The organism is Paenibacillus sp. BC26, from assembly GCF_900116125.1.
Classification (GTDB): domain Bacteria; phylum Bacillota; class Bacilli; order Paenibacillales; family Paenibacillaceae; genus Paenibacillus_Z; species Paenibacillus_Z lignilyticus.
Genome location: NZ_FPAD01000003.1, coordinates 22,967 through 46,458, shown reverse-complemented (window position 1 = coordinate 46,458; position 23,492 = coordinate 22,967). Strand labels below are relative to the sequence as shown.

The following is a 23,492-nucleotide window of genomic DNA, read 5'->3' as shown; positions in this document are numbered from 1 at the left end:
AGCTACTCTTTCACGCTGCCCACAATAACGCCTTTAATGAAGAATCGCTGCAGGAACGGATACACGCAAATGATCGGCAAGGCGGCCAGGAAAATCTGCGCGCCTTTCAACGTACGGTCCGAAATATCCGCCAGCGCCTCCGCGTCCGCCATCGAGACGAGACTGAGATCGCGGTTAATGACGACCGTTTGCAGATAGCTTTGCAATGGGTATTTGTCCGGCGAGTTCATCAAGATGAGACCGTCAAACCAAGAGTTCCAGTGCCCGACCATGGAGAACAAGATCAGCGTGGCGATTGCCGGCATCGACAGCGGTACATATACCTTCCATAAAATTTTCCAATGTCCTGCTCCGTCAACGAAAGCCGCTTCCTCCAGCTCTTTGGGCAAACCGCGGTAGAAATTAAGGAGCAATACGGCGTTGAACACGTTCACCGCTCCGGGCAGAATGAGCGCACCCATCGTGCCGAGCAAATGAAGCTTCTGAATCACGAGGTACCAGGGAACAATGCCTCCCCCGACGAGCATCGTCAAGACGAAGAACCAGACGTAAAACAATCTGCCCCGAAATGCGAATGATTCCTTCGACAGCGGGTATGCGAGCGTAATGGTCAGCAGCATGTTTAGCGCGGTCCCGAGCAGCACCCGCTCCACGCTGACGCCGAGGGCCTTTACGAACTCGGGCTTTTGCAGCACGAAATGATACGATTGCCAGGTGAAATCGACCGGCCACAGCGACACCTCTCCGGAGCTCGCCGCGGTGCTCGAACTGAGCGACACCGCAAGCACGTTAACGAGCGGGAACAAACAGAGAAAGGCAAGCAGGATGAGAAAGAGTGCGTTAAAGACGTTAAATACTTTTCCGGATACGGAAGTCGTCTTCATTATGGGTTCCGCTCCTTATTTAGAAGATTCGGTAGTTGGCCAAGCGATAAGCGAGATAATAGGAAACGGATATCAAAACGATCGATACGCCTGATTTCATCAACCCTACGGCCGTTGCCAGGCTGTACTGGGCTTGCTCAAGACCGAGCCTGTACACGAGCGTGTCGATGATGTCTCCGCTTTCGTAAACGATCGGACTGTACAAGTTGAAGATTTGATCGAACCCGGCATTCAGCACGTTGCCCAAGCTCAAAGTCGCAAGCAGTACGATAACCGGCGCCATGCCGGGTAATGTAATATTCAGCATCTGCTTCCAACGGTTCGCCCCATCGATAACGGCAGCCTCATAAAGCGCCGGGTTAATGCCCGCAAGCGCGGCCAAGTAGACGATCGTGCTGAAACCAAACTCCTTCCACACGTCCGAGATGACGACGACAGCCGGAAACCACTTCACATGGCCAAGGAAAAAGATCGGCTCGATGCCGAACACGCCGAGGAACTGGTTCACAATGCCTGAAGTCGGCGACAGAATATCGATGAGCACGCCGCCCAGAATAATCCACGAAAGAAAGTGAGGGAGATAGATAAGCGTTTGAATCGAACGTTTAAATACGTGCTTACGCACTTCGTTGAGCAGAAGCGATACGACGATCGGCACGACTAAGCCTGCTGCGATTTTCATCACGGCGATGAAGACCGTATTGCGAATGACCTGCCAGATGTCCGGCAGCTTGAACATATAGTCGAAATTATCCCAGCCCACAAACGGAGAATGGGCAAAGCTCTTTACGACGGAAAATTTCTGGAACGCGATAACGAGTCCTGCGATCGGGCCGTAACTAAACACCAGCACCAGCAGGAACGAGGGGGCCACCATCAGATGCAAAGGCAGCTGTCGGCGCATTTTCGGTTTCAACATCTACGGACACCGCCTTCCCGGCACAAGATAAAGAAGGGAGGCCGGAAGCAAGTCCCGACCTCCCGATTACGTGTATGGCTTAAGATGATGAATGATTCATGGTGTTTATTATTTTTTGGCGTACCAATCGTTAACTTCCTGCGTAATTTGTTCGCCGCCCAGTTTGTTCCAATCGGATACGAATTGGTCGAAATCGGAGATCGGCGCGCCAAGGATGATCTTCGTAAACTTCTCCAGCACCAATTTATCCAAGATCGCTTGTTTGTCCGTCATGCCCGGCGTCGGAGCGCCGAAGAACTCGCTCTTCATCAGCAAGCTTTGATCGACGTAATTCGCTCCGATGACTTCCCACGAGCCGCCGGCTCCGAATACTTTGTTCGTGGCCCAGTTCGTTCTGTCGCCGCCGTTGAACAGCACGATTTTGTCGTAATAGCTTTTCTCTTCCGGCGTCAGTTTGGCTGCATCATTGGCTTGAAGAGCCGTAACCACGTTCTTATGCACGGACAGCAGGCCTTGCGGTGTTCCGAAGCCGCCTTGCAGCAGCGCGTATTTGAAGAACTCGATCCCATCGGCGCTGTGGTATTTAGCAGGCTCAGCCGTTTCTCCAATGATCTTCTCATTGTAGAAGTTGAACAGCTTCACGATCGCTTCCGGATGCTCGGCGCCTTTCTTAACGACCCAGAAGGCGTTGAAATCCGCTTTCGATTGCGCCATGGCAGGCGTTCCGTCCACGGAAGGAATCGGGAACACGCCCCACTCGGCGTTTGGATCTTTGTTTACGCCGTCCTGCAGCGGCCACAGCGGATTCCACATCGCGCCGAAGCTCATGCCTACTTTGCCGGCCGTTTGCAGCTCGGCTGCTTTACCGCCGTCTTTGACGCCGAATTCCTTGTCGATCACGCCTGCTTTATACAGCTCTTGCAGCTTCGCGAGGGCGGTTTTCATTTCCGGCTGCGTGCTGCCGTTGACGAGCTTGCCGGAGCTGTCTTTGATCCAGATGTTCGCGTAAGCGTGGAACCCGTTCATGAAACCGGAGAAGTCCGGGTATCCGCCGAACAAGTCCTTCGAAGCAGCGAGACCGTAAGTGTCGTTCTTGCCGTTGCCGTCCGGGTCCTTGGTCGTGAACGCTTCGGCGATATTGATGAAGTCGTCCATCGTTTTCGGTTCTGGCAGGTTCAGCTTCTTGAGCCAATCCGTTCTGACATACAACAGCGGAGCGCCGCCTAAGTAATCTTCCGCAGGCGGGATGCCCATCAGTTTACCGTCGTACATGGCGGCTGATTTGGCATTCGTGCCGCGGTCGATCATCGTTTTCGTCAATTCGGAACCGTAGTCCGCGACGTACTGCGTCAAATCCTCAAGCTGGCCGCCTTCTGCCAATTGGCGGAACTGCACGGAGTCGACTTGGAAGATGTCCGGCAAATCATTCGATGTAATGGTCAGGTTCATCTTCTGTCCGTACTGGTCGCCGTTGACGATCCATTTGTACTTTATCTTGATGCCGAGGTCGCTCTCGTACGCTCTCGTCCATACGTTGTTCTCGATGGTATCGCCGTCTTTGAATTTGTAAGTAGGGTCGGTGTAGCGAACGGCCGACACTTCGATCGGCGGATCGTATTTGGCGTTCGGATCGATTGCCGGAGCTTCCGTCTCGGCCGGTGCCGGTTCGTTCGTGTTCGTAGTTTCGGATGCTGTTGCCGTGTTGGTCTTGGTGTTCGTCCCGCCGTTGGTATTGTCGCTATTATTGCCGCATGCGGTCGTAACCGCCAGCAAAAGAGCAACGGATGCGGTCAAGCTTCTGTTGCGCAGCTTCTTGTTCATACTGTGCCTCCCCGATTATATGTGTGTCGTAAGGAATCGTTCCTTATGTGCTTAATGATAAAGCAGCTTTTCTTCCCAGCCTATCGTCCGTTGTTGACATCGGATCGACCGATTTCAACTTCTTGCGTTGTATAGGCTGTAGAGAAGCTCCGCTGTCTCCGCGCGAGTCGGCGTGTTGCCAAGCTGGTCGAATAAGCCGCCAATCGCTGAAGCATCGAGCTTAGAAACCGCCCATGCCCGCTTCGCGATCGTCGTCATTTCGACTTTCGTGATGGAGGCGGCCGGATGGAATTTGTTATTTCCGCTACCCAGGACGATGCCTAATGCTCTGGCGGTGCGCAGGGCATCCGAGTAATAAGCAGTGGCTGATACATCGGAGAACCTGTCGCCGGCCTGTTGGCCGTTCCATTCGAGAATCCGTGACAGCAGCACGACGAAGTCGGCGCGGGAAATCGGTTGGTCCGGACTGAAGCGGTTATCCGATGTACCGTTGATAATGCCTTTGGAAGCTAATGCTTCGATGGCTTGCTTCGCAGGCGATGCGCCGATATCCTCGAATGTCTTGTGGACGTAGGCAGCGGCATACGTGCTGAAGTGGGTTGTCGTGAAGACGACCGCTTCCGCATCGGCATCATAATGTCCGTTCGGCACAGCATGGATATTACCTGCTCCGTCCACGTACCACACGACGATATGCTCGGGATTTCGCAATTCCTCCGCCGTCGGCACATAAGGAATACTGACCCGGACCGGAGCCTGCGGATTGTTCCACGAAATCACTTTATTCCCATCCAGGACGGTCAGCTCGATAACGGGATGGTTGCCGATTTGTTGCTTCGTCGCTGCACGCAAAGTATCGGCATCGATGCGGCTGATTTGAATGGAGACCTCGCTTGAAGCGAGCGGCTGCCCCTTTAACATATCGCTTGGCAGCACGACCGAAGCATGCGGCGTTTTCAAGGCGATCGAAAGCGACGAACCGCCTGATAAAGCGTCTGCAGGCAGTTTGAGCTCGTAGGCTGGAGCACCTTCTTGAGATTGCGATGAAGGCGCTTCGAGTACTATTTTATGGATACCGCCGGCTGCCGCACTGTCTTGGGCTTGCTTCCATATGTCCTTGCTCACGGCTAACGTCGTGATATGGGCATTCGTCGATACAGCAGGTACAACGACGACTGTATCTCCCACTACCTTCGTTGCCGGGATTGACGCAGGTGCAGTTGGGCCGGACGATGGCGGCGGAACATCCGCATCCGGTTCAAACACCCTTACGTAGTCGACGTACAAGTCGATCTGATCCCCGTATTTCGCCAGATCAATCGGCCAGCCTCCTCCGAGCGCGAGATTGATCATGAAGTACATCGGCGTATTGGCTTGCTCGAAGGAAGCATGTCTCCATACCTCAACGTTGTCGATGTAATAGATCACTTCCGCCTCGGTGATTCTCGTGCCATAGGTGTGCCATGTTGACGCATTATCCCCGTAAGCGAAATTCGTGGAGGAACAGTTCGTCTGATGCGACTCCGGATTGCCCGACCACCAGTGCTTGGCTTGGCATGCTCCGCTTGGATCGTGACCGTATGCTTCTACCGTATCAAGCTCGGCAGTCGATGGCAGATGATCCGGTCCCGTGCTGTTCCGGGACATTAACCAGAATGCCGGCCATGCTCCCTTACCCGCAGGCATTTGCATTCTCGCCTCGAAGTAGCCGTTCGTCGCGGCAATGCCGGTTCCGTCCAAGCCTACGGACGAGAGCAAGCCGCCGATATATTTGCGGTTCCACCCTTGCGGGTCGGCGTAACCTTCCGGGGCTTTCGTTACCCGAATGCGCAAATGATTGTCGCCGAGAATGGCAAACGGGTTAACCGCATCGGTCGGATCCGCGAAGATGGCCTCGCCGAATTCCGAGCCGTTCGGCCAGTCCGGTTTCAGCGACGCATAGCGCGTGCCTTCGCCCGTCTTGGATACCGACAGCGGACCTGTGAAATCGTCCTCGAACAGCACATGCATGCCTGCCGTTTGCGGCGGCGCGGCCGGAAGCCCTTGCTTCCACACGACTCCGCCTTCGTTGTACAGCTGCAAGTAGCTCGTCGTCGATTTCGTGAAGTTCGGATCCCCTTCCGGAGAATTCCAAGCATTCAGCATGACGGTGAGCGGACCGTGCGGCAAGGTATCGGCATCGATCTGGATCGAGCCATTTCCCTCCGCATCCGGTGCAGCGTGCTGCAGCCAAGCGTCATAGCCGTTCGGATCCGGATGCGCTTCATCCGGTTGATGCCACACTCTCGCCCATACATTCTTCATCTCCGGGGCTTTGAAGGTAATGGTCACATTACCCGACACCGTCGAACCGATCGCGGGGGAAATGATTTCGATTGCAGGCTCGATTTCCACAACCGGAGGGGCCGTCGGTACCGGTTCTTTGTTCGTGTCGACATACGAAATTTCGGTCGCCCCGGATTTGGCGTCTCCCTGGTGCGTGAACACGACGCGATACTTGCTCGCGATGACCGTGTTAAACGCAACGAGATTCAAGCCTGCCACCGGTTCGGCAGGTGTGCGAACTTGCCCGGGAATGCTCACCCATTCACTGCCGCTCAAGTATTGAACATCGAACGATGCCGGGGATTTCACGCCGCCGCCGTCGTCGTAGAGATAGACGCCGGCCATATTTTTGGAGAGTGGACTCCCGTACTCCGTCTGCACCCAATCGGAACTATTCGGAGAACCGTAGGCAGTCCAGCGGTTACGCGGAAAATCGTTCAACGAGATAATGCCGTCATTAACGAAGCCAGCGTCATCGCCGTTGTTTGAGTAAGAAGCCGTCGCCTCGCCCGCGGAAGGCTCCGTCGGCAGCGACTGCGTGACGGAATCCACATACTGAATTTCGGTAACGCCGGTCTTAGCCGTGCTGTGCGTAAAGACGATTCGGAACTTCTGCGCTTCCACCGAAGTGAACGTCACGAGATTCAGCGCATTGCCTGCAGGTTCTGCCGGCGTTTTCACTTGATTCGCGGCGCTCACCCAAACGCTACTTTCATTCAAATATTGAACATCGTACGAAGCAGGCGGCTTGATGCCTCCGCCATCGGAGAAGAGATAAATGCCGACCGCATCCTTCCGCTTCGGTGCGCCGAAGTTCGTCTGCACCCAATCGGTTTCGTTCGGAGACTCGTACGAAGTCCAGCGATTGGCAGGAGTCGCATCGTACGACACGATTCCATCGTTGACGTGACTCACCTGATCGAGACGGAACGTGTAGGATGCCGATGCATTGCCAAGCGGCGATACTTCCGCACCGGGCACCGGCTCGGTGTTCGAATCCGCGAAGACGATTTCCGACACGCCGCTCTTGGAGCCGGAATGCGTGAAGAGCACGCGGAATTTCGTAGTAGAAACCGAATCGAAGGTAACGAGATTCAGCTCGTTGCCGGTAGGCGCCGCAGGTGATTTCGTTTGGTTCGGGACACTCGCCCAATCTGTGCCGTTCCAGTATTGAACATCATACGAGCTGGGCGCTTTAATGCCTCCGCCGTCGTCGAAAATATAAAGGCCCGCCGTGTTTTTCGATGTGGCGGCAGCGTATTCGAACTGTACCCAATCCTGCGGGTTGACCGATTCATAGGAGGTCCAGCGACTCTTCGGGTTGTCGTCATAGGAAACAATGCCATCGTTCGCATCTTCCAGACGGTCGCCGTGATACGTGTAAGATGCAGTTAACACAGCCGCGGAATCCCCTGCGGCTGCCGCCGGCAGCATCGGAAAGCAGCTTACGATCAAACCTAAGGTTATGACCATTGAGAACCATTTGAGCACGGATTGCCGTTTCATTGCGTTTAGACCACTCCATTCTCCTCAGAAGGTGAACGGCATTCAGGGCCCTGAACGCCGATAACTTTATCTTACGGGAGGGCTCGGCTCGCGAATATCATCCGTTGCCGACATCGAATCTACAATTCTTTACTTGTTCGAGCAAACGCAAAGAAGCTCCTACCTGTAATCGGAAGGAGCTGCAATTTATTAACGATATGAACCATTAACCCGCCTCCCCGCAATTCTGCTCCCGGGCGCTATCCCCATTTCGACGTTTTTGCCGGAGGCTTATGCATGTTCTATGTACAACAGAAACAAGCTGATCGATTGAACCGATCAGCTTGTTAAATCGTTATGGCAGGAGAAGCTTAATGAGGCAAAATATCGGAATATTTCTTGCGCAGCTCATACAGCTTGTTGAGCTGCTCGACCGATGCTTGTTCCCGCTGCGCCATCGCGACGATTAACGCATCCAGCAGCGCAACCGGAGCCGTTAAGGAATGAAATTGCCCGGACTCTCCCCGATCCACATAAAGCACGCACGTCGTCGCATCGATCATGGCCGATGAGGTCAAATCCGTAAACAGCACCAGCTCACTGCCCAGCCCGCGAACAACTTCCTGTATAACCTTGATCTCCGGAGATTGCCGGAAAAAGCCGAAAACGACGAAAGCATCCTCAACCGTCGCATGGACAAGCGCTTCGAACAACTCCGAGCCGGACCTCGGCAGCACGATGACCGTTTTACCGAAACGATTCAGCCGGAACCGCAGCAGCTCACATAGGCTGGCCGAAGGGCCCGAGCCATACACGTAAACGCGCTTCGCCTTGCCAAGCGTTTGAACGGCGCGATCGAATGCAGCGCGATCCAGTCGCTGCAGCGTCTGCTGCACATAGCCGATTTCCCTGGAAAGCATCTTCGCCGCGATATCCTCTACCGGATCCTCCAACATGCTCTTTAGCTTCTCCGCCGGAGTCGGGAACGCATCGACTTTATCCGCGAGCTCCAGCTTGTAAGCCTTGAAATTTGCATAGCCGATCTTCCGCCAAAAACGGGATACCGTCGCGATGCTGACCTGAAGCAAATCCGCGATATCCCTCTCCGTCTGGAATGAAAGCCGATACTCGTATTTCACGATATAGTCGGCAAGCTTCCTTTCACTGGGGGTGAAGCTGTCCTGATTAGCAAGCCAAGGCTTCATGAGGTTAACGTTCCTTTCCTTTCATGCGCCGTAATGATGATATTCATCATAACACCGTCAACATTTTGAGAGCAATGATCGAAATGTAATTTAATTTTAATAGATTTGTATTTATGAAACTTTTTTTACAAAATGACAATCATTACATAATCTCACGCAAACAATCCATCGGTATAAAGGAGATAGTCCACTTTAATAAGGAGGAAGCATGTTCATGAAGCAGGCGCAAAAATTAATGGTGTTTGTCTTATCTATGGCGGTATTCGGTCTGTCCGACCTCGTGACGGAACTGATCCCCGACGTGGAAATCGGGCCGGTCGAAATTGGTATTCCTTATTTCGGCTTCGTCGCTCTCGTGCTTGTCATGCTGTTTAACCCGCTGTACGCGGCGCTCGGAGCTGCATTCGGGGAGCTTGTTTTTGGGGATTTGCTCATGGGCGACTTTGGCGGACTCGGCGAAATCGATGGTTTCCTCGTCCTTTTCCTCGGCTTATGCGTTGCAGGCTTGCTCGTTCGGGATCCATCCAATCGCAAACAGATTATCGTGGCCGGTTTAATCGGGATCGGCATTGACCAAGCGCTCAGCGGTGCGCTCGATGTCATGAAGGTTGCTTTCGGTATTGAAGAATTCGAGGCCGTCGAAGGTCTCCCGGAAAGTATTATCGTGCTTGAACTCATCGAGAACGGCATCGAATGGCTCGTCTCCGGCGTACTGTTCGGCATCATCCCGGCGCTGTATATGGTGCCAAGAATGCATGGCAAAATCGAGCCGTTAATGGGCATTCGCCCTCGTAAGCCGCAAGACGTCTCCCTTGTTGGCGCCGGCGTTGCGGTCGCAATTACGGCAATCATCGTCATCGGTCTCTCGGTTGCTTTCTCTCTTATGAGTGCCGCGATGGATGATCCGGGCGAGTGGGCACCGGACTTCGTCGATCAATTCGGCAAAGGCTTCATCTGGGGCGGCATTGGTCTTGCCGCGCTGGTCGCGCTTCTCATCTTCATCCTTATGCGTCGCTCGAATAAGCGCAATCCAATTGCGGGAGCAAAGACCACGCATGGCTGATTCCCGATCTGTCATCCACGTTCAGCAGCTAGCGTTCTGCTATCCGGGCGCCGAAACGCCTTCCTTGACCGGCCTGGATTTACAAGTCGAGCAAGGGGAATTCGTCGCTGTTATCGGCAGCAATGGCTCCGGAAAATCATCCTTATGCAAAGCATTAACCGGGTTAATTCCGCATTACTACACAGGGGAAATGGAAGGTTCGGTTCATGTCGCCGGGCTGGATACGCGGCAAGCGAGCGTATCCGGCCTCGCCCATAAAGTCGGGTATGTCAGCCAAGACTTCGAGAACCAGCTTGTACGTCCGACCGTGCGTCAAGAAGTTGAATTCGCACCTATGAATTTCGAGCACCTCAATTACGAAGAGCACGCGACTCGAACGCTGGAGAAGCTGGGCATCGCCCATCTCAGCGACCGCTATATCTGGCAGCTGAGCGGCGGGCAGAAGCATATTGCCGCCCTTGCCGCTGTGCTGTCTTTGGATCCCGAGATCCTCATCGTCGACGAACCCGCGGCTGAGCTGGATCCTTTCCATGCGGAGGCCGTATACGCCACGCTGCGGAAGCTGAATGAGAACGATGGGAAGACGATCGTCGTCATCGAACACCATACCGAATGGATCGCGAAATATTGCGATTCCGTCATTCTGGTAGCGGAAGGCCGCACAATGTGGAAGAAACCGACGGCGGAAGCATTGTCTTGCGTGGAAGAGCTGCGCGCCCATCAGATTTTCCCGCCGCAAGTGACGCAGATTGGGGAACGACTCGGTTTACGTCTGGACACGGACTTGTACCCGATGACAGTTGAAGAAGGTATCCAAGCTCTTAAGTTGAAGGCACCAGCCCTCTTCGAACATGCTACGGGTCTTACAGGAGGGCTCGCTATTCGTAAGGGGGAAGCTGCTTCTGCCGTTCAACTATCCGATATTTCGTTCTCTTATCCGACTATGAATAAGGTTCCGCATACGGTATTCAAAACGTTAGATTTGACGATACACTCCGGCGAACGCGTTGCGTTAGTCGGCGGCAACGGAGCCGGCAAGTCAACGCTGCTGCGCATGATGACCGGCCTCATCAAACCTTCCGGAGGCAGCGTGAGCCTATTCGGGCATACCGTGAAACGGCCCGAGGATGCGGCAAGTCTCGCGGCTTATATCTATCAGAAACCGGAGAGCATGTTCATCAGCGATAACGTCCGAGACGAGATTTCGTACTTCGGCCGTGCGCGCCGGCGTCAGGGCGCCGATGCATTCGCCGATTTATTGATTGACAGGCTCCTTCTAAAGGAGCTGCAGTCAAGAGATGCCCGCCTGCTTAGCGGCGGTCAACAACGCCGCGTTTCTCTGGCCATTGGATTGTCCATGAAACCGAAGATGCTCCTGCTCGATGAGCCGACCGCAAGCCTTGACGTTGTAAGCCGTAAGGAAATGATCGCTTTGCTGGATCAAATCGGCGGCGAGGTCGAAACGATCGTGACCGCCACGCACGATATGCAGCTCGTCGCCGAGTGGGCCGATCGAGTAATTGTCCTGCACCAAGGCAAAATCGCCGCCGACCTTACGCCTGCCCGGCTCTTCTCTGATCGCGATGCGCTGGCCCGCTTCGGACTCCGGCCGCCGCAGACGGTCGAGCTGTCTCATTCACTCGGCTTACAGCATCCTTTGCTAACGATTGACCGGTTCGTTGCAGCATTCGCGGGAGGCATTCCGAATGCCGGAGAGGAGGCGCAGATCGATGTCGCTCATTGAAAGATGGATGTCCCGGCTCTCGCTGGAACAATTAAAAATGACGCTCATGCGAACGGCGTACGGCAATAAGCAAACGCTTCTCGGCCGTATGGATCCTCGCATGCTGATTATCTGGTATGCGATATTCTCGATCATTCCTTGGTTCACATATAACAAGACGGTACTGGCAGCCTATCTCTTACTGGCGCTTGGGCTCGCATTAACGTCTCGCGTCAGCGGCCTTATTCTCGGCCTTCTCGCATTCAGTACATTCATGAACATTGTCTATGTCGTCATTCTCGCTATGTTTCTCGGCGGTGACCTGAATGCCTTTATCGCGCTGGCGACGCTAACGCTGAAGCTGCTTACGATGGCGCTTGCCAGCATCGCCGTCTTCTCCAGCCTGGATCCCGAGAAACTAAGCGACGCGCTGCTCGCCTTGAAGGCGCCTACCGTATTCAGCTTTGGCATTTCATATGGCTACCGGATGATCCCGCTCCTGGTCGAGCAATATCAAGAGGTGTTCGCCTCCTATCGACTCCGCGGCATGCCGCCCAAGAACAAAGGGCTCTTCTCTTGGAGAGTCGGCTACTATTTCTGCAAGCTGTGCGTGCTCGCATTCTACCCTACTCTGCTCAATACAGCCAAACGCGTACGGACGACAGTAGAAGCGCTGGAGCTGCGCGGATTCAACTATGCGCTCGAGAGCGGCAGCGCGAGAAAACTGAAGCTCGCCAAAATGCGCATTCAAACTCGCGACTATTTGTTCAGCGGGTTAACCATCGGTTATGCTGCCATTGCCGCATGGCTCGGAACCCAATTACTGCTTTAGGTTGAGGACGTTGGACGTTACCATTCACGAACACGGAAAGAAGGAAACCGGATGATTATCGATTTTCATACCCATACCAAACTCAGTAAAAAAAGGGATTTCTCGCTGGACTACTTTCATCAAATGATTGCTGCGGCGCGCAAAGCCGGGCTTCATGCCACAGCGCTCACCGAACATTTCAACACCCGCAATTTCCACGAGATTTACGATACGCTTGACCGCGAGTTTCCTTACAAGCATCACTATTATGACGTTAACGGCTTTAAAGTGTTTTGCGGCATCGAGGTAGACATCAAGGAGAAAGGGCACATTCTGTTAGTCGGCGAACGTTCGGATATTCGGGCGATTCAGCAGTTCTTTCAAAACCGGACCAGCAAGGACAATTTCCCGACAGGACAAGAATTGTTCGATAAAGCCGAGCAATACAACGTCATTAAGATCGGCGCTCATCCGACCCGAATCTCAACTCCGCTTACGCATCTGCCCGTAGAGCTGCTAAGTCGATTGGATTTCCTGGATCTCAACGGGCGCGAGACAGCGACAAGGCGGGAGCTCGAAGTCTTCGCCGCGCGCCTCGGCAAACCGATCGTAGCCGGCAGCGATTCCCACCTCCCCGTCCAATTCGGCGTCGTGCGCAACATCCTGCGAGACGACTGCCTGACGATCGAAGATATCCGCCACTGCATCCTTAATGGGCGTTATGGCATCGAGGTTTCCTCCACCGTCAACCTCCGTGTCGGCGTGGCGAAGTTGATCAAACGGACGATTAAGCTTATGGGCCGCGCTTAAACGCGATGGCATGAGAAAGACCCGAAGCAGCTGCTTCGGGTCTTTTTATTTGAACGGTACGCGCCATCCCCGTTTAATACTTAGCGGGGGTAGTGGCTTTCTTCTTATTCTTTAAATATCTCCCGAACCAACTCATCTTCTTATTTCGTTCCAGTATAAACTTAGCCCCATCAATTAATAGTCTCGATCTCAACTCATCGCGACGATTCAAGGTATGCAATCTCTTCAGGAACTGCTCGTCCACCGGCCCATCCCCCCATTGTCGGTAATAGAGAAAGTAGGAATTACTGCGTACCTACATTCTATGATGTCCGATGAAAAAAGAGTGTCATACTGTCTGTGAGATTACGATGATTTTTGTCGAAATCGTATAAGATTTGATTTATTCTCCGCCATTGTAGAATTTGTCCTTCAAGACAAACGGCCTCTCACTGTTTATAGGCTCTTAACTTTACTTTTATAAAGTAGATTTAAAAAAATAGTCTCCTTATGCAAAAGATTTATACCTGCTATAGTTGTCACCAAGGCAATTGAAGCTTCAATTCCCGCCCTAAATAATCAACTCGTGAGGTGATTTCTAACCAATGAATATCGAAGCAAAAAAATCGGATCTGTTGTCTGCATTTTATTTCAGGCATGCAACCAAAGAATTCGATCCGACGAAGAAAATATCCGATGAGGATTTTCAATTCATCCTCGAGGCGGGCCGCCTTTCGCCAAGCTCGGGAGGCAATGAACCTTGGAAATTCGTTGTCGTACAAGATTCGGAATTCAGGAAAGCGCTCGCGCCTCACGTATCCGGTGCAGTGCGGTCTCTGCCTACGTCGAGCCATTTCGTTATCATTTTGGCGAGAAAAGGGCTCACTCATGGTCATTCGTACCTCCTGGAACAACTAACCCAAGTGAAGGGTATGCCTATAGAAGTTTATAAAAGCATGGAGCCGGCTTATGCGCAATTTTACGATGACCTTCATCTGAACTCTGAACGCGAGCTGTTGGACTGGTCTTCGAAGCAAACGTACTTGGCAATGGGCAATATGATGACGGCAGCGGCGCACATCGGCGTCGATTCATGTCCGATCGAAGGCTTCGATATGGATGCCGTCACGGAGCTGCTCGATAAAAAAGGGCTGCTTGGAAACGACGAATTCGGCTTGAGTGTGATGACGGCATTCGGCTACCGTTCCAGTCAACCCAAGCGTGCCAAAACAAGACGTCGCATGGAAGATATCGTTCAATTCGTGTAATAATCATCCGTCTACTAAAAAATAAGAAAAAAAAGGATGTGTCCGTATGTCGGATCATAATCAGCATTTAACCGGGAAAATCGCAGCGCTTGAAGAGAGATATCAGCGCATAGAAGATATGGAACAAATCAAACAAGTAAAAGCCCGTTATTTCCGTTATGTGGATGAGAAGAAATGGACGGAGTTTGGGGAACTCTTTACGTCAGACGCCACGATTATTGCACAAGGCCAAGATTTTTCTGAACGCGGCGGTGCAGCTTACGGTAAATTGATCGGGGATCTCGTGGGTAGAGCTCCTACGGTTCACCATGGTTATATGCCTGAGATTGAGATCATCGATAAGGATAATGCCAAGGGAATCTGGGCCATGGAGGACTTGTTAACCTTCCCTGACGCGACGGATGCCTATCCGGGACATCACGGGTATGGCCAATATCGCGAAACATACAGAAAAGAGCATGGCGCCTGGAAAATCAGCAGCACGGTTCTGACGCGATTCCGCATGGATCCTCTTAAGAACTGGGATCCAAACACGGACCCCGTGACCGGAGTAATCGCTGAACGATAATAAAACCAAAAATGGGACAGTGCAGATTGATTTTTCAACCTGCACTGTCCCATTTTTCGATTCCCGTCACATAAGAAAACATCAAAAACCCGATAATAGATAAAAAAATAATGCGAGATGATGAACGTGGAATCAACGAAGTTTGAACCAAATTGCATTGCATCGATTTCTGAAGTTTTGCAATTTCTTTCGGGAAAATGGACTTTTCTAGTCATAACGGAGTTACTAAAGGAGCCTCAGCGTTTTAACCAATTAAGAAGAAATCTAGGTAACGTGAATACGAAAGGTTTAACAGATACATTACGAAATTTAGAAGAACATCAAATGATTAAACGCCAAGTATTTCCTACCGTGCCTGTGACGGTCGAATATTCAATCACAGCAAAGGGAGCATCCTTTTCGGAAGTGTTTCAGCACATTAATCAATGGAAAACCGCATGGGATCCACCTGTTCAATAATCATCTCATAAAGGGTCGGATTTACTTCGCACCAACCCCCTACCATCTAATTTGCTTGATGAGATGGATGATCTCCTCTTGTTCCTCGCGACCGATCGGCCAAGTCCGAATCTCTTGAATGATTTGATCCATATTGGCGAACCCTTTCGCAATTCCGTTTAATCGAGCGGCCAGCGTTGCCTGGGTCAGCTCATCATCGGTTGGGAAGAGCGTTCTCAGCTTGGCTATAGCATCCGGAAATCGTTTCAAAAAATACTTCTGATGTCTATCCTCGGCAGGGTAAAACACGGTATAGGGCATATACTCGGTAGCCGGTACTCCTTTTCCTTGTTCCCCTCTGCTCTTCATAACCTCTTGAATGACGCTTAGCTGAGCCTTGTCACGATACAATACCAAGGAATTGTATAGACGGTCCCTGTAGTTATTTATATTCGCCGGATTATGGTTGTTCCAGAACAACGCCAGGATCGTCTCCAACCTCACGATAGCGGGGTCGAACTCGATTTCGACCATCTCGGTGTGATCCCCCGTATGCCGAGTTTTTGGATTATCGGTCGTTCCTCCGGCGAAGCCTACGCGCGTTCGCGTGATCCCCGCCAGTTGCCCGAACAAAGCGTCGGGGCTCCAGAAGCAGCCCATGCCAAGCGTAATCGTTTGCGTGTTGTTATCGTTCATCGCGTTCACCTCGAGGACCGACGGTCGACTCCCGCACGATCAGTCGCGTCGGCAGCAGCAGCTCCGTATAGGGCTGGTCCGGACATTGGATACGTTCGATCAGCCGTTCCACGGCTTTGACCGCATACAGCTTCAGGTCCACCTCTACCGTCGTGGAAGGCGGCGTGGAGATACGGGACAAGTAGCCGTTATCGAAGCTTACGATCGAGACGTCATCAGGGACCGACAGTCCTTTCTTCCGTACGGAGGCGTTCAGGAAGAAGCCGAGACCGTCGTTGACGCAGAACCAGGCGGTCGGCTGTTCGCTCAGCCCATTGATATAGGAACACATGAACGTGCCGTCTTCCACTGCCGACGTATGCACCCATTCCTCCTGTACAAGAAGGCCGAATTCATGCATCGCCAGTCTATAGCCTTCCAAACGCTCGTAGTAGCTTGGCGAGATCGAAATATCCCCTATATAACCAATCTTGTTATGCCCTAATTGAATTAAATGCCTTACCGCTTCATAGGCACCGAAACGATTGTTAGTCAGAATGCAGTCCGCCTTGATTTGCGGATGGTGATGGTCGATCAGAACGGCAGGTATGCCTGTAGCCAGAAGGGCATTAATATAATCCGTCGTAATATGGGACAAGATAATCATGCCATCCACTGACCTGTTCTGCACGAAGTCAGGCATAAGGAGTTCCTTTACCGAATCGGGGCCGATCGATTGAATAAGCAGCTCATAACCTTGGAGCTTCGCTTCCCTCTCCACACTCAAATAGATTTGGCCAAAAAAGCTGTGCATGCTAAAGGCAAAATCCGAGGCAATCAGCGCGAACTTGCCGCTCTTCGGGAGACTGCTCTCCTCCTTCTTGCCCCTGCTATACACATAACCCATTCGTTGGGCCGTCTCGATAATCAGCTTGCGCGTGTCTTCGCTGACGCCGTCTTTACCGGTCAGCGCTTGCGAGACCGAATTTTTGGACAAACTCAGCTCGTCGGCGATATTCTGCATCGTAACTTTCGATTTCATGACCAAACATCCTTTCGAGCGCAGCCTAACGTTTACATAAAATTTTCTACCGTTACAGCACCTTTATATATTGTAACGTTACAAAATAATAAAGTAAATACTGTGTCCTCTGACAGAGGATTGGAAAACGAATTAATCACTTGACTTTGCGTTACAAATAATCAATAATTGATGACACAAGCGCTTACAAATTTATTGTAACGTTACTAAAGTCATTACAAGCCTCATTACTTTTTCGTGTCACCACATCAAAGGAGGATTTCCACACAATGAAAAAGCTCGCTTCCACCCTACTCATCACCGCAATAGCCGGTTCGATGCTCGCAGCCTGCGGCAGCAAAAGCAACGATAACCAAAATCAAGGCGCTGATTCAGGAAATGGCGTAACCACAATCGAGTTCTGGGCTGCTCCCAACCCGACTCAGCAAGCATACTGGGCTGATTTAGCCAAAGCTTACGAGAAAGTCAATGACAAAGTAAAAATCAACGTTAGTGCCATTAAAGAATCGCCTACTTCTGAGGCGAGCATTCAATCGGCTATTGCCGGTAAGAGCGCGCCTACGATATCGGAGAACATTAACCGCGGATTCGCGGCTCAGCTGGCTAACAGCAAAGCATTACTTCCATTAGAATCGATGCCGGGATTCGAGGACATCATCAAAGGCCGTAACATGACAAACACGATTGAGCCTTGGAAGTTTTCCGATGGCCATCAATACGTGCTGCCGATCTACTCCAACCCGATGCTGTTCGGCTGGCGCATCGACATTCTAAAACAAGCAGGCGTTAATGAAGTTCCGAAAACCTATAGTGAAATGCTGGATGCAACCAAGAAGCTGAAAGCTAAATTCCCGGATAAATACGTATGGGCTAAACCGGATCTAGCTGATCCGACTGCTTGGAAACGTTGGTTCGACTTCTTCATGCTGTACAATGCAGCATCTGGCGGCAACCACTTCGTCGAAGGCAGCAAATTTGTCGGTGACGACAAAGCAGGCACGGAAGTATTGACGTTCGTAGATAACCTGCGCAAGGAAAAAGGTATTCTGTCACAAACCGTTACCGATCCTTTCGAAACCGGCGTTGGCGTCTTTACCGATATCGGTCCTTGGACGTTCAACATGTGGAAAGAGAAGTTCCCTAAGCTTAAAATAAACGAAACGTTCGCGCTGAGCATGCCTATCGTACCAGATGGTACTGACCCGGCTACAAGCAAGACGTTCGCGGATACGAAAGGCCTCGTCATCTTCGCCCAAGCTTCGAAAGCGCAACAAACAGCGGCTGTTGACTTCATCAAGTGGGTCTACTCCGATCCGAAGAATGACGTGAAATGGCTGGAGCAAACAAAACTGCCGCCGGCACGCGACGATTTAACAACAAATGAATCGTTCAAAACCGTGCTCGATGCGAATCCGGAATTGAAGCCATACGCGGAGAATGTGCCGAATGCCGTGCCGCCAATGGACAATGCAAAATATAACGACCTACAGACGCTTATCGGTCAAGAAGCCTTCAACAAAGTGGTACGCGGTGAAATCGCACCGGCCGAAGGTTGGGCTAATATGAAGAAAGCCATTGAAGCCGCTCTTCAATAGAGGGAGTTGTCCTAATGGATCAAAAAAACAATCGGTTGGGCTGGTTATTTACCAGCCCCTACCTCATTTATTCGTTGATATTTTTCTTTGGTCCGCTGATCTGGTCGTTTTACCTTTCCTTTACGGACTGGGACTTGATCGCGCCGGATTACAACTTTCTTGGGCTTAAGAATTTTACGGATGCCCTGAAATCGCCCGGCGTGCACGCCGCGTTCTGGGTGACTTATAAATTCATGATGATTTTCGTCCCGCTCGTAACGGTTCTCGCATTGTGCGTTGCGGTCGTCGTGCACAACCTGCCACGATTTAAGAGCCTGTTTCTAATCGGTTTCTTCTTGCCCTACTTGTCTTCCGGGGTTGTATCGTCTCTGATTGTGAAAGGGTTCCTTTCCTATTCGAGTCCGCTCAATACGGTTCTTCGCAAGGCAGGCATAAACATCGACTGGCTCGGCACTCCGATGTCAGCGTTGTTCGTCGTCGGTTTGATCTTGGCGTGGAAATTCACAGGATATTACGCTTTGATTCTGACTTCAGGACTGAATAGCATCGACGCTGAGATCTACGAAGCCGCCGCGATCGACGGCATCACGGAACGGCAGAGATTTTGGCGCGTTACACTGCCGCTGCTCTACCCGGCATTCTATACGACGCTCATTTTAGCATTCGGCGTCACGTTTGGTATTTTCACGGAAGTGTACCAATTAACCGGCGGTGGACCGAATTTTGCTACGAACACGTGGCAGATGGAGATTTTTAACCAAGCCTTCAAAAACTTGAAAGCCGGCTACGCATCCGCCGTGGCGCTGCTCGCATCAATTGCAACCTTCATCTCGATCTTCATCATCCGTAAACTGCTGGAACTGTGGGGGAAACGCTATGGTTGGGACTAACCGAAACAGTAAAAGCAAGCTGACTGTCCGCTATGGGCTGGCTGTCATCCTTCTGTTCATTATGGTCTACCCGTATTTATACATGGTGCTTAATTCGTTCGCGGATTGGAGCCAGGTCGACCAGAAATTCATACCGAGTTCGTATTCGACGAAATCGTACAATTGGCTGTTTTCCGGCGGTGAGACAGGTATTACACGCCCTTGGGTAAGCTCGTTCTTCAATAGCGTGCTCGTGTCGATCGCTTCGACTGCCCTGATGATGATGTCGGGCATCATGGTTGCTTACGCGCTTTCCAAGCTGAATTTCCGCGGGCGGGACACGATTAACAACTTCGTCTTGTTCCATATGTTTTTCCCGGCGATCATTCTGCTCATTCCGACGTTTCTGATCGTGCAGAAGGTCAGCCTGTACGACACGTACTGGGGGATGATACTCCCGAAGGCGGTCAGCCTGTGGGCCATCTTCATGTACACGAACTTCTTCAAGGCGATTCCGTCGGTGTTCATCGAAGCGGCTAAGCTGGACGGCGCCAGCGATTTCAAAATTATGTACCGCATCATGCTCCCGATGTCCAAGTCGATCACGACCGTCATCTTCCTGTTCCTGATTATGGAACGCTGGACGGAGCTGCTGTGGGATATGATCATTGTGCGCAGCGACGATATGCTAACGCTGAACGTGCTGCTATCGCAAATGTTCGGCCCGTATGGTACCTACCCGGGGCCGCTCTACGCCGCATCCGTGCTGCTGACGATCCCAATCATCATTCTGTTCATCTTCTTCGGCAAGAAATTCCAAGAAGGCATGCAATTTAACTTGAAATAATAGCGATTTACCTGGGAGAGGAGTCGAACGACTTGGGTTTGAACAAAACAGCTGTAAAAACATGCGAAGAGCTTCTAAGAACGTTCCAGTCCTCGAGCGCCACGCTGCGCGATGCGCAGCGAATCGTCTTTACCGGCGCTGACGTTGAAGGCAAGGACGTTTACAATATTACCGCTCCGTTCACGGACGAAGGCGAACAAGTTATTGCGGGACGCGTAGAGTCGCGCGACAGCGAGCATTCGGATATTCTGTTCTTCACGGAGCAGAACGGAAGCTGGTCGCCGCGCGCCTGTGCGCCGACATTCCGCTTGCAAGATCCTTTCTTTACGCGAATCGCCGGCGAGCTCGTGCTCGGCGGCGTGGAAATTTTCCCTGATCCGGTGAAGCCGGATGCGCTGAAATGGCGAACCGTTTTCTACCGCGGAGAGAATATCGCCTCGTTGCAGCCGTTCTTCAAAGGGCCTGACGGCATGAAGGATATTCGCCTCATCGGGCTCACGGACGGTTCGATCGGTGTCTTCACGCGTCCGCAAGGCGCAAAAGGCGGCCGGGGAAAAATCGGCTTCGTCCGAGTCGCGTCTCTGGATGAACTAACGATCGATCGGATTAACGAAGCGCCGCTGCTTGACGGACAGTTCACCGACGAAGAATGGGGCGGAGCCAATGAAGCCCACTTGCTTCGGAACGGTCTGGTTGGCGTACTCGGCCACATCGCTTCCTTCGACGAACAAGGGGACCGTCATTATTACCCGATGGCATTCGTCTTCGATCCAGCGAACGAAACCTTCTCGGATATGGAGCTGATTGCCGTTCGCGCCGCATTTCTGCCTGGCCCGTCGAAGCGCCCGGACCTGCAGGACGTTGTCTTCAGCGGCGGCCTTGTACGCCAGGGAGACGGAACAGCAGTCCTGTACGCCGGTATAAGCGACGCAGAAGCGCAGCGGATCACCATCGCAGATCCGTTCGCACGGTTTGAACACGAAATTGCTTGATAAGGGAGTTATCGATTCAGATGAACGTATACCGCTATGAAGAAAACCCATTGCTGACGCCGCTCGACGTGAAACCGCACCGTGACAATTTCGAGGTCATCGGCGCGTTCAACGCCGGCATCGCGTCCTACAATAATGAAATCATTATGCTGCTCCGCGTGGCAGAACGTCCGATCAGCCCTGATCCGGACATCGTGCTGGCACCGGTCTATAACACGGCAACCCAAGACCTGGATCTGATCGAGCTTCGGCTGGATGACGAGCGCTACGACTTCTCCGATCCGCGCGTCATCAGAAACAAGTCGCACAGCGCAACGTTCGAGTATCTTACCTCGATTTCCTACTTGCGGATCGCGCGCAGCAAGGATGGCCACCGTTTCACTGTAGACGAGAAACCGTTCCTGTATCCGTCGCATTCGCTTGAAACGTTCGGGGTCGAGGATCCGCGCATTACGCAGATCGGCGACACGTATTACATTTACTACTCCGCCGTAAGTCCGGTCGGTGTAGGCGAGTCGATGGTATCCACGACCGACTTTGTGAACACCACTTACCATGGCATGATTTTCGGGCCGGATAACAAAGACGTGCTTATTTTCCCGGAGAAGGTAAACGGCAAATATTACGCGCTTCACCGTCCGACGACCAAGAGCACCGGCAATCCGGAAATGTGGATCGCCGAGTCGGACAACCTGCTGTACTGGGGCAATCACAAGCATCTGATCGGTCTTCGCGAAGGCATGTGGGACAGCGGCCGCATTGGCGGCGGCTGCGTGCCGTTCAGAACCGAACGCGGCTGGCTGGAGCTTTACCATGGCGCGACGCTCGAGCATCGCTATTGCATGGGGGCCGTGCTGCTTGATTTGAACGACCCGTCGAAAGTGATCGCCCGCTCAGGCAAACCGATTCTGGAGCCGGAAGCCGACTACGAGAAAAAAGGCTTCTTCGGAGATGTCGTCTTCGCCTGCGGCGCACTTGTGGAAGGCGATGTCGTCAAGATGTATTATGGCGTCGCGGATACGTCCATGGCGGCCTGTGAGCTGAGCCTGCAGGAGATTTTGGACAGCTTGGAACCGGTCGTATAATATACTGTTAATAGAAGAAGAACCTCAGGGACGATGGTGTCCCTGAGGTTCTTTTGTTTCTGAAGGGAAGGCAGTCCTCTACCGTGCAGCTTCCGCCGCCGCAATAGTTTGAAACAACTTGAGCGCTTCCGCCTTGGTTTCTTCTCCTAAATCATCCTTCATCCACACGTTTCGAGCACACTCAATCAAGTCTTGAAGAACCCTTTCTAAGCGGTAATAGGCGAGCACTTCCTCATCCACCTCTTCGGCTCCGTACCCTTCGAAAAAAGCTTGGGCATGTGGATGGCCGACAAAGATGAAATCACGCTCTTTGGGAGCGAGCATCACCTCATCCCAATCGATAACAAATACTTGCCCTGCCTGATCTCGAATCACATTGGCCGGATGCAGATCCGCGTGACAGATGACATGCGGGATCTTTCGAGATTGAAGCTTCTCTGCCAGCTGTTCCAATGCGGTCAACTTCGTGTGGATCGTCAACCTATGCTCTACCCATGAAGCATGAAGGATACGATCCAATGTGCTTCCGCCTTCAAAGCGCGCAAGCTGCTCCTCGAAGGTTCGTATCCATCGCACAAATTCCGCGGGATCAAAGGTCTCCTCTCGGAAGGACATCCATCCTTCAGGCGGGATCATGATCTTGTGAATCCTTTGCAGAATGACCCCCAGCTTACTCCACTGCTCTGCTGTCATCCCTTCGAAGCTTGAATCCCCATCGATAAAGGGATAAACCACGACCGTCCAATCCTCTAAATGGGTCCATAAGGCACCGCTCCCAGTCGAAATAGGCGCCACGACACCTATAATCCCCTGATCGTTGAGATAGCGAGGAACGAGATATTGCGGTTCATATAACGATCTGGACGTGACTTTGACCAGATAGGCAGCCCCCTGCTCGCTAACCGCTTGATATACTGCGGAACTGTAATCAAGTCCCCGTGGAAGGAACGCTATTGTCGCGGGAGTCCAATCATACTGCTCCTTTAGACAGGATAGAAGGTGTTCCTCTGAAAGCCTCGGTGAATTTCGCATTGCTTAGTTTATCCCTTCCTGTAACACTATTTCCCAAAATACGATCCGATCCCGCT

At 52.1% G+C, this 23,492-nt stretch carries 20 protein-coding genes; 12 read left to right on the top strand and 8 right to left on the bottom strand.

Annotation, left to right across the window (positions count from 1 at the left end; genetic code table 11):
• Nucleotides 1–2: 2 nt before the first annotated feature.
• The 5 genes from BM412_RS21435 to BM412_RS21415 form a co-directional block, all read right to left on the bottom strand.
• Nucleotides 3–884, bottom strand: coding sequence for a carbohydrate ABC transporter permease (locus BM412_RS21435; RefSeq protein WP_091223090.1), 882 nt, complete (start codon nt 882–884; stop codon nt 3–5).
• 19 nt (nt 885–903) lie between these two features.
• Entirely contained in the window at nt 904–1,803 is a 900-nt protein-coding gene (locus tag BM412_RS21430) for an ABC transporter permease (protein ID WP_091223088.1), read from the bottom strand.
• Nucleotides 1,804–1,911: 108 nt separating this feature from the next.
• Complete coding sequence (locus BM412_RS21425; RefSeq protein WP_091223086.1) at nt 1,912–3,624, bottom strand: extracellular solute-binding protein; 1,713 nt, start codon at nt 3,622–3,624, stop codon at nt 1,912–1,914.
• Nucleotides 3,625–3,738: 114 nt separating this feature from the next.
• A complete protein-coding gene (locus BM412_RS21420) occupies nt 3,739–7,455 on the bottom strand; it encodes an S-layer homology domain-containing protein (protein WP_091223084.1) in 3,717 nt (1,238 codons plus the stop codon).
• Between the two features lie 350 nt (nt 7,456–7,805).
• Nucleotides 7,806–8,639: a MurR/RpiR family transcriptional regulator gene (locus tag BM412_RS21415; protein ID WP_091223082.1), complete on the bottom strand. Its 834-nt coding sequence runs from the start codon at nt 8,637–8,639 to the stop codon at nt 7,806–7,808.
• Between the two features lie 214 nt (nt 8,640–8,853).
• Here BM412_RS21415 and BM412_RS21410 point away from each other — a divergent pair, with 214 nt between their 5' ends.
• From BM412_RS21410 to BM412_RS21380, 7 genes are all read left to right on the top strand, one after another.
• Nucleotides 8,854–9,702, top strand: a complete 849-nt coding sequence (locus BM412_RS21410) for a DUF8171 family membrane protein (protein ID WP_256256506.1) — start codon at nt 8,854–8,856, stop codon at nt 9,700–9,702.
• Nucleotides 9,695–11,446: an ABC transporter ATP-binding protein gene (locus tag BM412_RS21405; protein WP_091223078.1), complete on the top strand. Its 1,752-nt coding sequence runs from the start codon at nt 9,695–9,697 to the stop codon at nt 11,444–11,446. Before BM412_RS21410 ends, BM412_RS21405 begins: the two co-directional genes overlap by 8 nt.
• Complete coding sequence (locus BM412_RS21400) at nt 11,433–12,257, top strand: energy-coupling factor transporter transmembrane component T family protein (RefSeq protein ID WP_091223076.1); 825 nt, start codon at nt 11,433–11,435, stop codon at nt 12,255–12,257. Before BM412_RS21405 ends, BM412_RS21400 begins: the two co-directional genes overlap by 14 nt.
• 51 nt (nt 12,258–12,308) lie before the next feature.
• Complete coding sequence (locus tag BM412_RS21395; RefSeq protein ID WP_091223074.1) at nt 12,309–13,046, top strand: PHP domain-containing protein; 738 nt, start codon at nt 12,309–12,311, stop codon at nt 13,044–13,046.
• 584 nt (nt 13,047–13,630) lie between these two features.
• Nucleotides 13,631–14,293: an NAD(P)H-dependent oxidoreductase gene (locus BM412_RS21390; protein WP_091223072.1), complete on the top strand. Its 663-nt coding sequence runs from the start codon at nt 13,631–13,633 to the stop codon at nt 14,291–14,293.
• A 46-nt stretch (nt 14,294–14,339) separates the two neighbouring features.
• Nucleotides 14,340–14,861, top strand: coding sequence for a nuclear transport factor 2 family protein (locus BM412_RS21385; RefSeq protein WP_218163171.1), 522 nt, complete (start codon nt 14,340–14,342; stop codon nt 14,859–14,861).
• A gap of 126 nt (nt 14,862–14,987) precedes the next feature.
• Entirely contained in the window at nt 14,988–15,320 is a 333-nt protein-coding gene (locus BM412_RS21380) for a winged helix-turn-helix transcriptional regulator (protein WP_256256505.1), read from the top strand.
• A gap of 39 nt (nt 15,321–15,359) precedes the next feature.
• Here BM412_RS21380 and BM412_RS21375 read toward each other — a convergent pair whose 3' ends face one another.
• Both BM412_RS21375 and BM412_RS21370 read right to left on the bottom strand, forming a co-directional pair.
• Entirely contained in the window at nt 15,360–15,995 is a 636-nt protein-coding gene (locus BM412_RS21375) for a peptide-methionine (S)-S-oxide reductase (RefSeq protein WP_091223071.1), read from the bottom strand.
• Nucleotides 15,985–17,016 carry a LacI family DNA-binding transcriptional regulator gene (locus BM412_RS21370; RefSeq protein WP_091223069.1) on the bottom strand — a complete coding sequence of 344 codons (1,032 nt, stop codon included), beginning with the start codon at nt 17,014–17,016 and terminating at the stop codon, nt 15,985–15,987. Before BM412_RS21370 ends, BM412_RS21375 begins: the two co-directional genes overlap by 11 nt.
• 269 nt (nt 17,017–17,285) lie before the next feature.
• Here BM412_RS21370 and BM412_RS21365 point away from each other — a divergent pair, with 269 nt between their 5' ends.
• The 5 genes from BM412_RS21365 to BM412_RS21345 are packed head-to-tail and all read left to right on the top strand — an operon-like array spanning nt 17,286 to nt 22,404.
• Nucleotides 17,286–18,611 (top strand): ABC transporter substrate-binding protein, encoded by a 1,326-nt coding sequence (locus tag BM412_RS21365; protein ID WP_091223067.1) that lies wholly within the window; start codon nt 17,286–17,288, stop codon nt 18,609–18,611.
• A 14-nt stretch (nt 18,612–18,625) separates the two neighbouring features.
• The gene (locus BM412_RS21360) at nt 18,626–19,501 is read left to right on the top strand and encodes a carbohydrate ABC transporter permease (protein WP_091223065.1); all 876 of its coding nucleotides are present in this window, start codon (nt 18,626–18,628) and stop codon (nt 19,499–19,501) included.
• The gene (locus BM412_RS21355; protein WP_091223063.1) at nt 19,488–20,327 is read left to right on the top strand and encodes a carbohydrate ABC transporter permease; all 840 of its coding nucleotides are present in this window, start codon (nt 19,488–19,490) and stop codon (nt 20,325–20,327) included. The genes BM412_RS21360 and BM412_RS21355 overlap by 14 nt, the downstream gene beginning before the upstream one ends.
• A gap of 32 nt (nt 20,328–20,359) precedes the next feature.
• Nucleotides 20,360–21,319, top strand: a complete 960-nt coding sequence (locus tag BM412_RS21350) for an MTP-1 family protein (RefSeq protein WP_091223061.1) — start codon at nt 20,360–20,362, stop codon at nt 21,317–21,319.
• Nucleotides 21,320–21,339: 20 nt separating this feature from the next.
• Nucleotides 21,340–22,404, top strand: coding sequence for a BtaManbiosPhlase (locus BM412_RS21345; protein WP_091223059.1), 1,065 nt, complete (start codon nt 21,340–21,342; stop codon nt 22,402–22,404).
• 78 nt (nt 22,405–22,482) lie between these two features.
• Here BM412_RS21345 and BM412_RS21340 read toward each other — a convergent pair whose 3' ends face one another.
• On the bottom strand, nt 22,483–23,436 hold the full coding sequence (locus BM412_RS21340; RefSeq protein ID WP_091223057.1) for a phosphotransferase enzyme family protein: 954 nt from the start codon (nt 23,434–23,436) through the stop codon (nt 22,483–22,485).
• Between the last annotated feature and the right edge of the window lie 56 nt (nt 23,437–23,492).

Bases quoted from the DNA above. Each gene is read 5' to 3' on its own strand.
- BM412_RS21410 (WP_256256506.1), top strand. From the start codon at position 8,854: ATGAAGCAGGCGCAAAAATTAATGGTGTTTGTCTTATCTATGGCGGTA.
- BM412_RS21360 (WP_091223065.1), top strand. From the start codon at position 18,626: ATGGATCAAAAAAACAATCGGTTGGGCTGGTTATTTACCAGCCCCTAC.
- BM412_RS21355 (WP_091223063.1), top strand. From the start codon at position 19,488: ATGGTTGGGACTAACCGAAACAGTAAAAGCAAGCTGACTGTCCGCTAT.
- BM412_RS21345 (WP_091223059.1), top strand. From the start codon at position 21,340: ATGAACGTATACCGCTATGAAGAAAACCCATTGCTGACGCCGCTCGAC.
- BM412_RS21425 (WP_091223086.1), bottom strand. From the start codon at position 3,624: ATGAACAAGAAGCTGCGCAACAGAAGCTTGACCGCATCCGTTGCTCTT.
- BM412_RS21365 (WP_091223067.1), top strand. From the start codon at position 17,286: ATGAAAAAGCTCGCTTCCACCCTACTCATCACCGCAATAGCCGGTTCG.
- BM412_RS21405 (WP_091223078.1), top strand. From the start codon at position 9,695: ATGGCTGATTCCCGATCTGTCATCCACGTTCAGCAGCTAGCGTTCTGC.
- BM412_RS21435 (WP_091223090.1), bottom strand. From the start codon at position 884: ATGAAGACGACTTCCGTATCCGGAAAAGTATTTAACGTCTTTAACGCA.
- BM412_RS21370 (WP_091223069.1), bottom strand. From the start codon at position 17,016: ATGAAATCGAAAGTTACGATGCAGAATATCGCCGACGAGCTGAGTTTG.
- BM412_RS21415 (WP_091223082.1), bottom strand. From the start codon at position 8,639: ATGAAGCCTTGGCTTGCTAATCAGGACAGCTTCACCCCCAGTGAAAGG.
- BM412_RS21420 (WP_091223084.1), bottom strand. From the start codon at position 7,455: ATGAAACGGCAATCCGTGCTCAAATGGTTCTCAATGGTCATAACCTTA.
- BM412_RS21430 (WP_091223088.1), bottom strand. From the start codon at position 1,803: ATGTTGAAACCGAAAATGCGCCGACAGCTGCCTTTGCATCTGATGGTG.
- BM412_RS21385 (WP_218163171.1), top strand. From the start codon at position 14,340: ATGTCGGATCATAATCAGCATTTAACCGGGAAAATCGCAGCGCTTGAA.
- BM412_RS21375 (WP_091223071.1), bottom strand. From the start codon at position 15,995: ATGAACGATAACAACACGCAAACGATTACGCTTGGCATGGGCTGCTTC.
- BM412_RS21395 (WP_091223074.1), top strand. From the start codon at position 12,309: ATGATTATCGATTTTCATACCCATACCAAACTCAGTAAAAAAAGGGAT.
- BM412_RS21400 (WP_091223076.1), top strand. From the start codon at position 11,433: ATGTCGCTCATTGAAAGATGGATGTCCCGGCTCTCGCTGGAACAATTA.
- BM412_RS21340 (WP_091223057.1), bottom strand. From the start codon at position 23,436: ATGCGAAATTCACCGAGGCTTTCAGAGGAACACCTTCTATCCTGTCTA.
- BM412_RS21390 (WP_091223072.1), top strand. From the start codon at position 13,631: ATGAATATCGAAGCAAAAAAATCGGATCTGTTGTCTGCATTTTATTTC.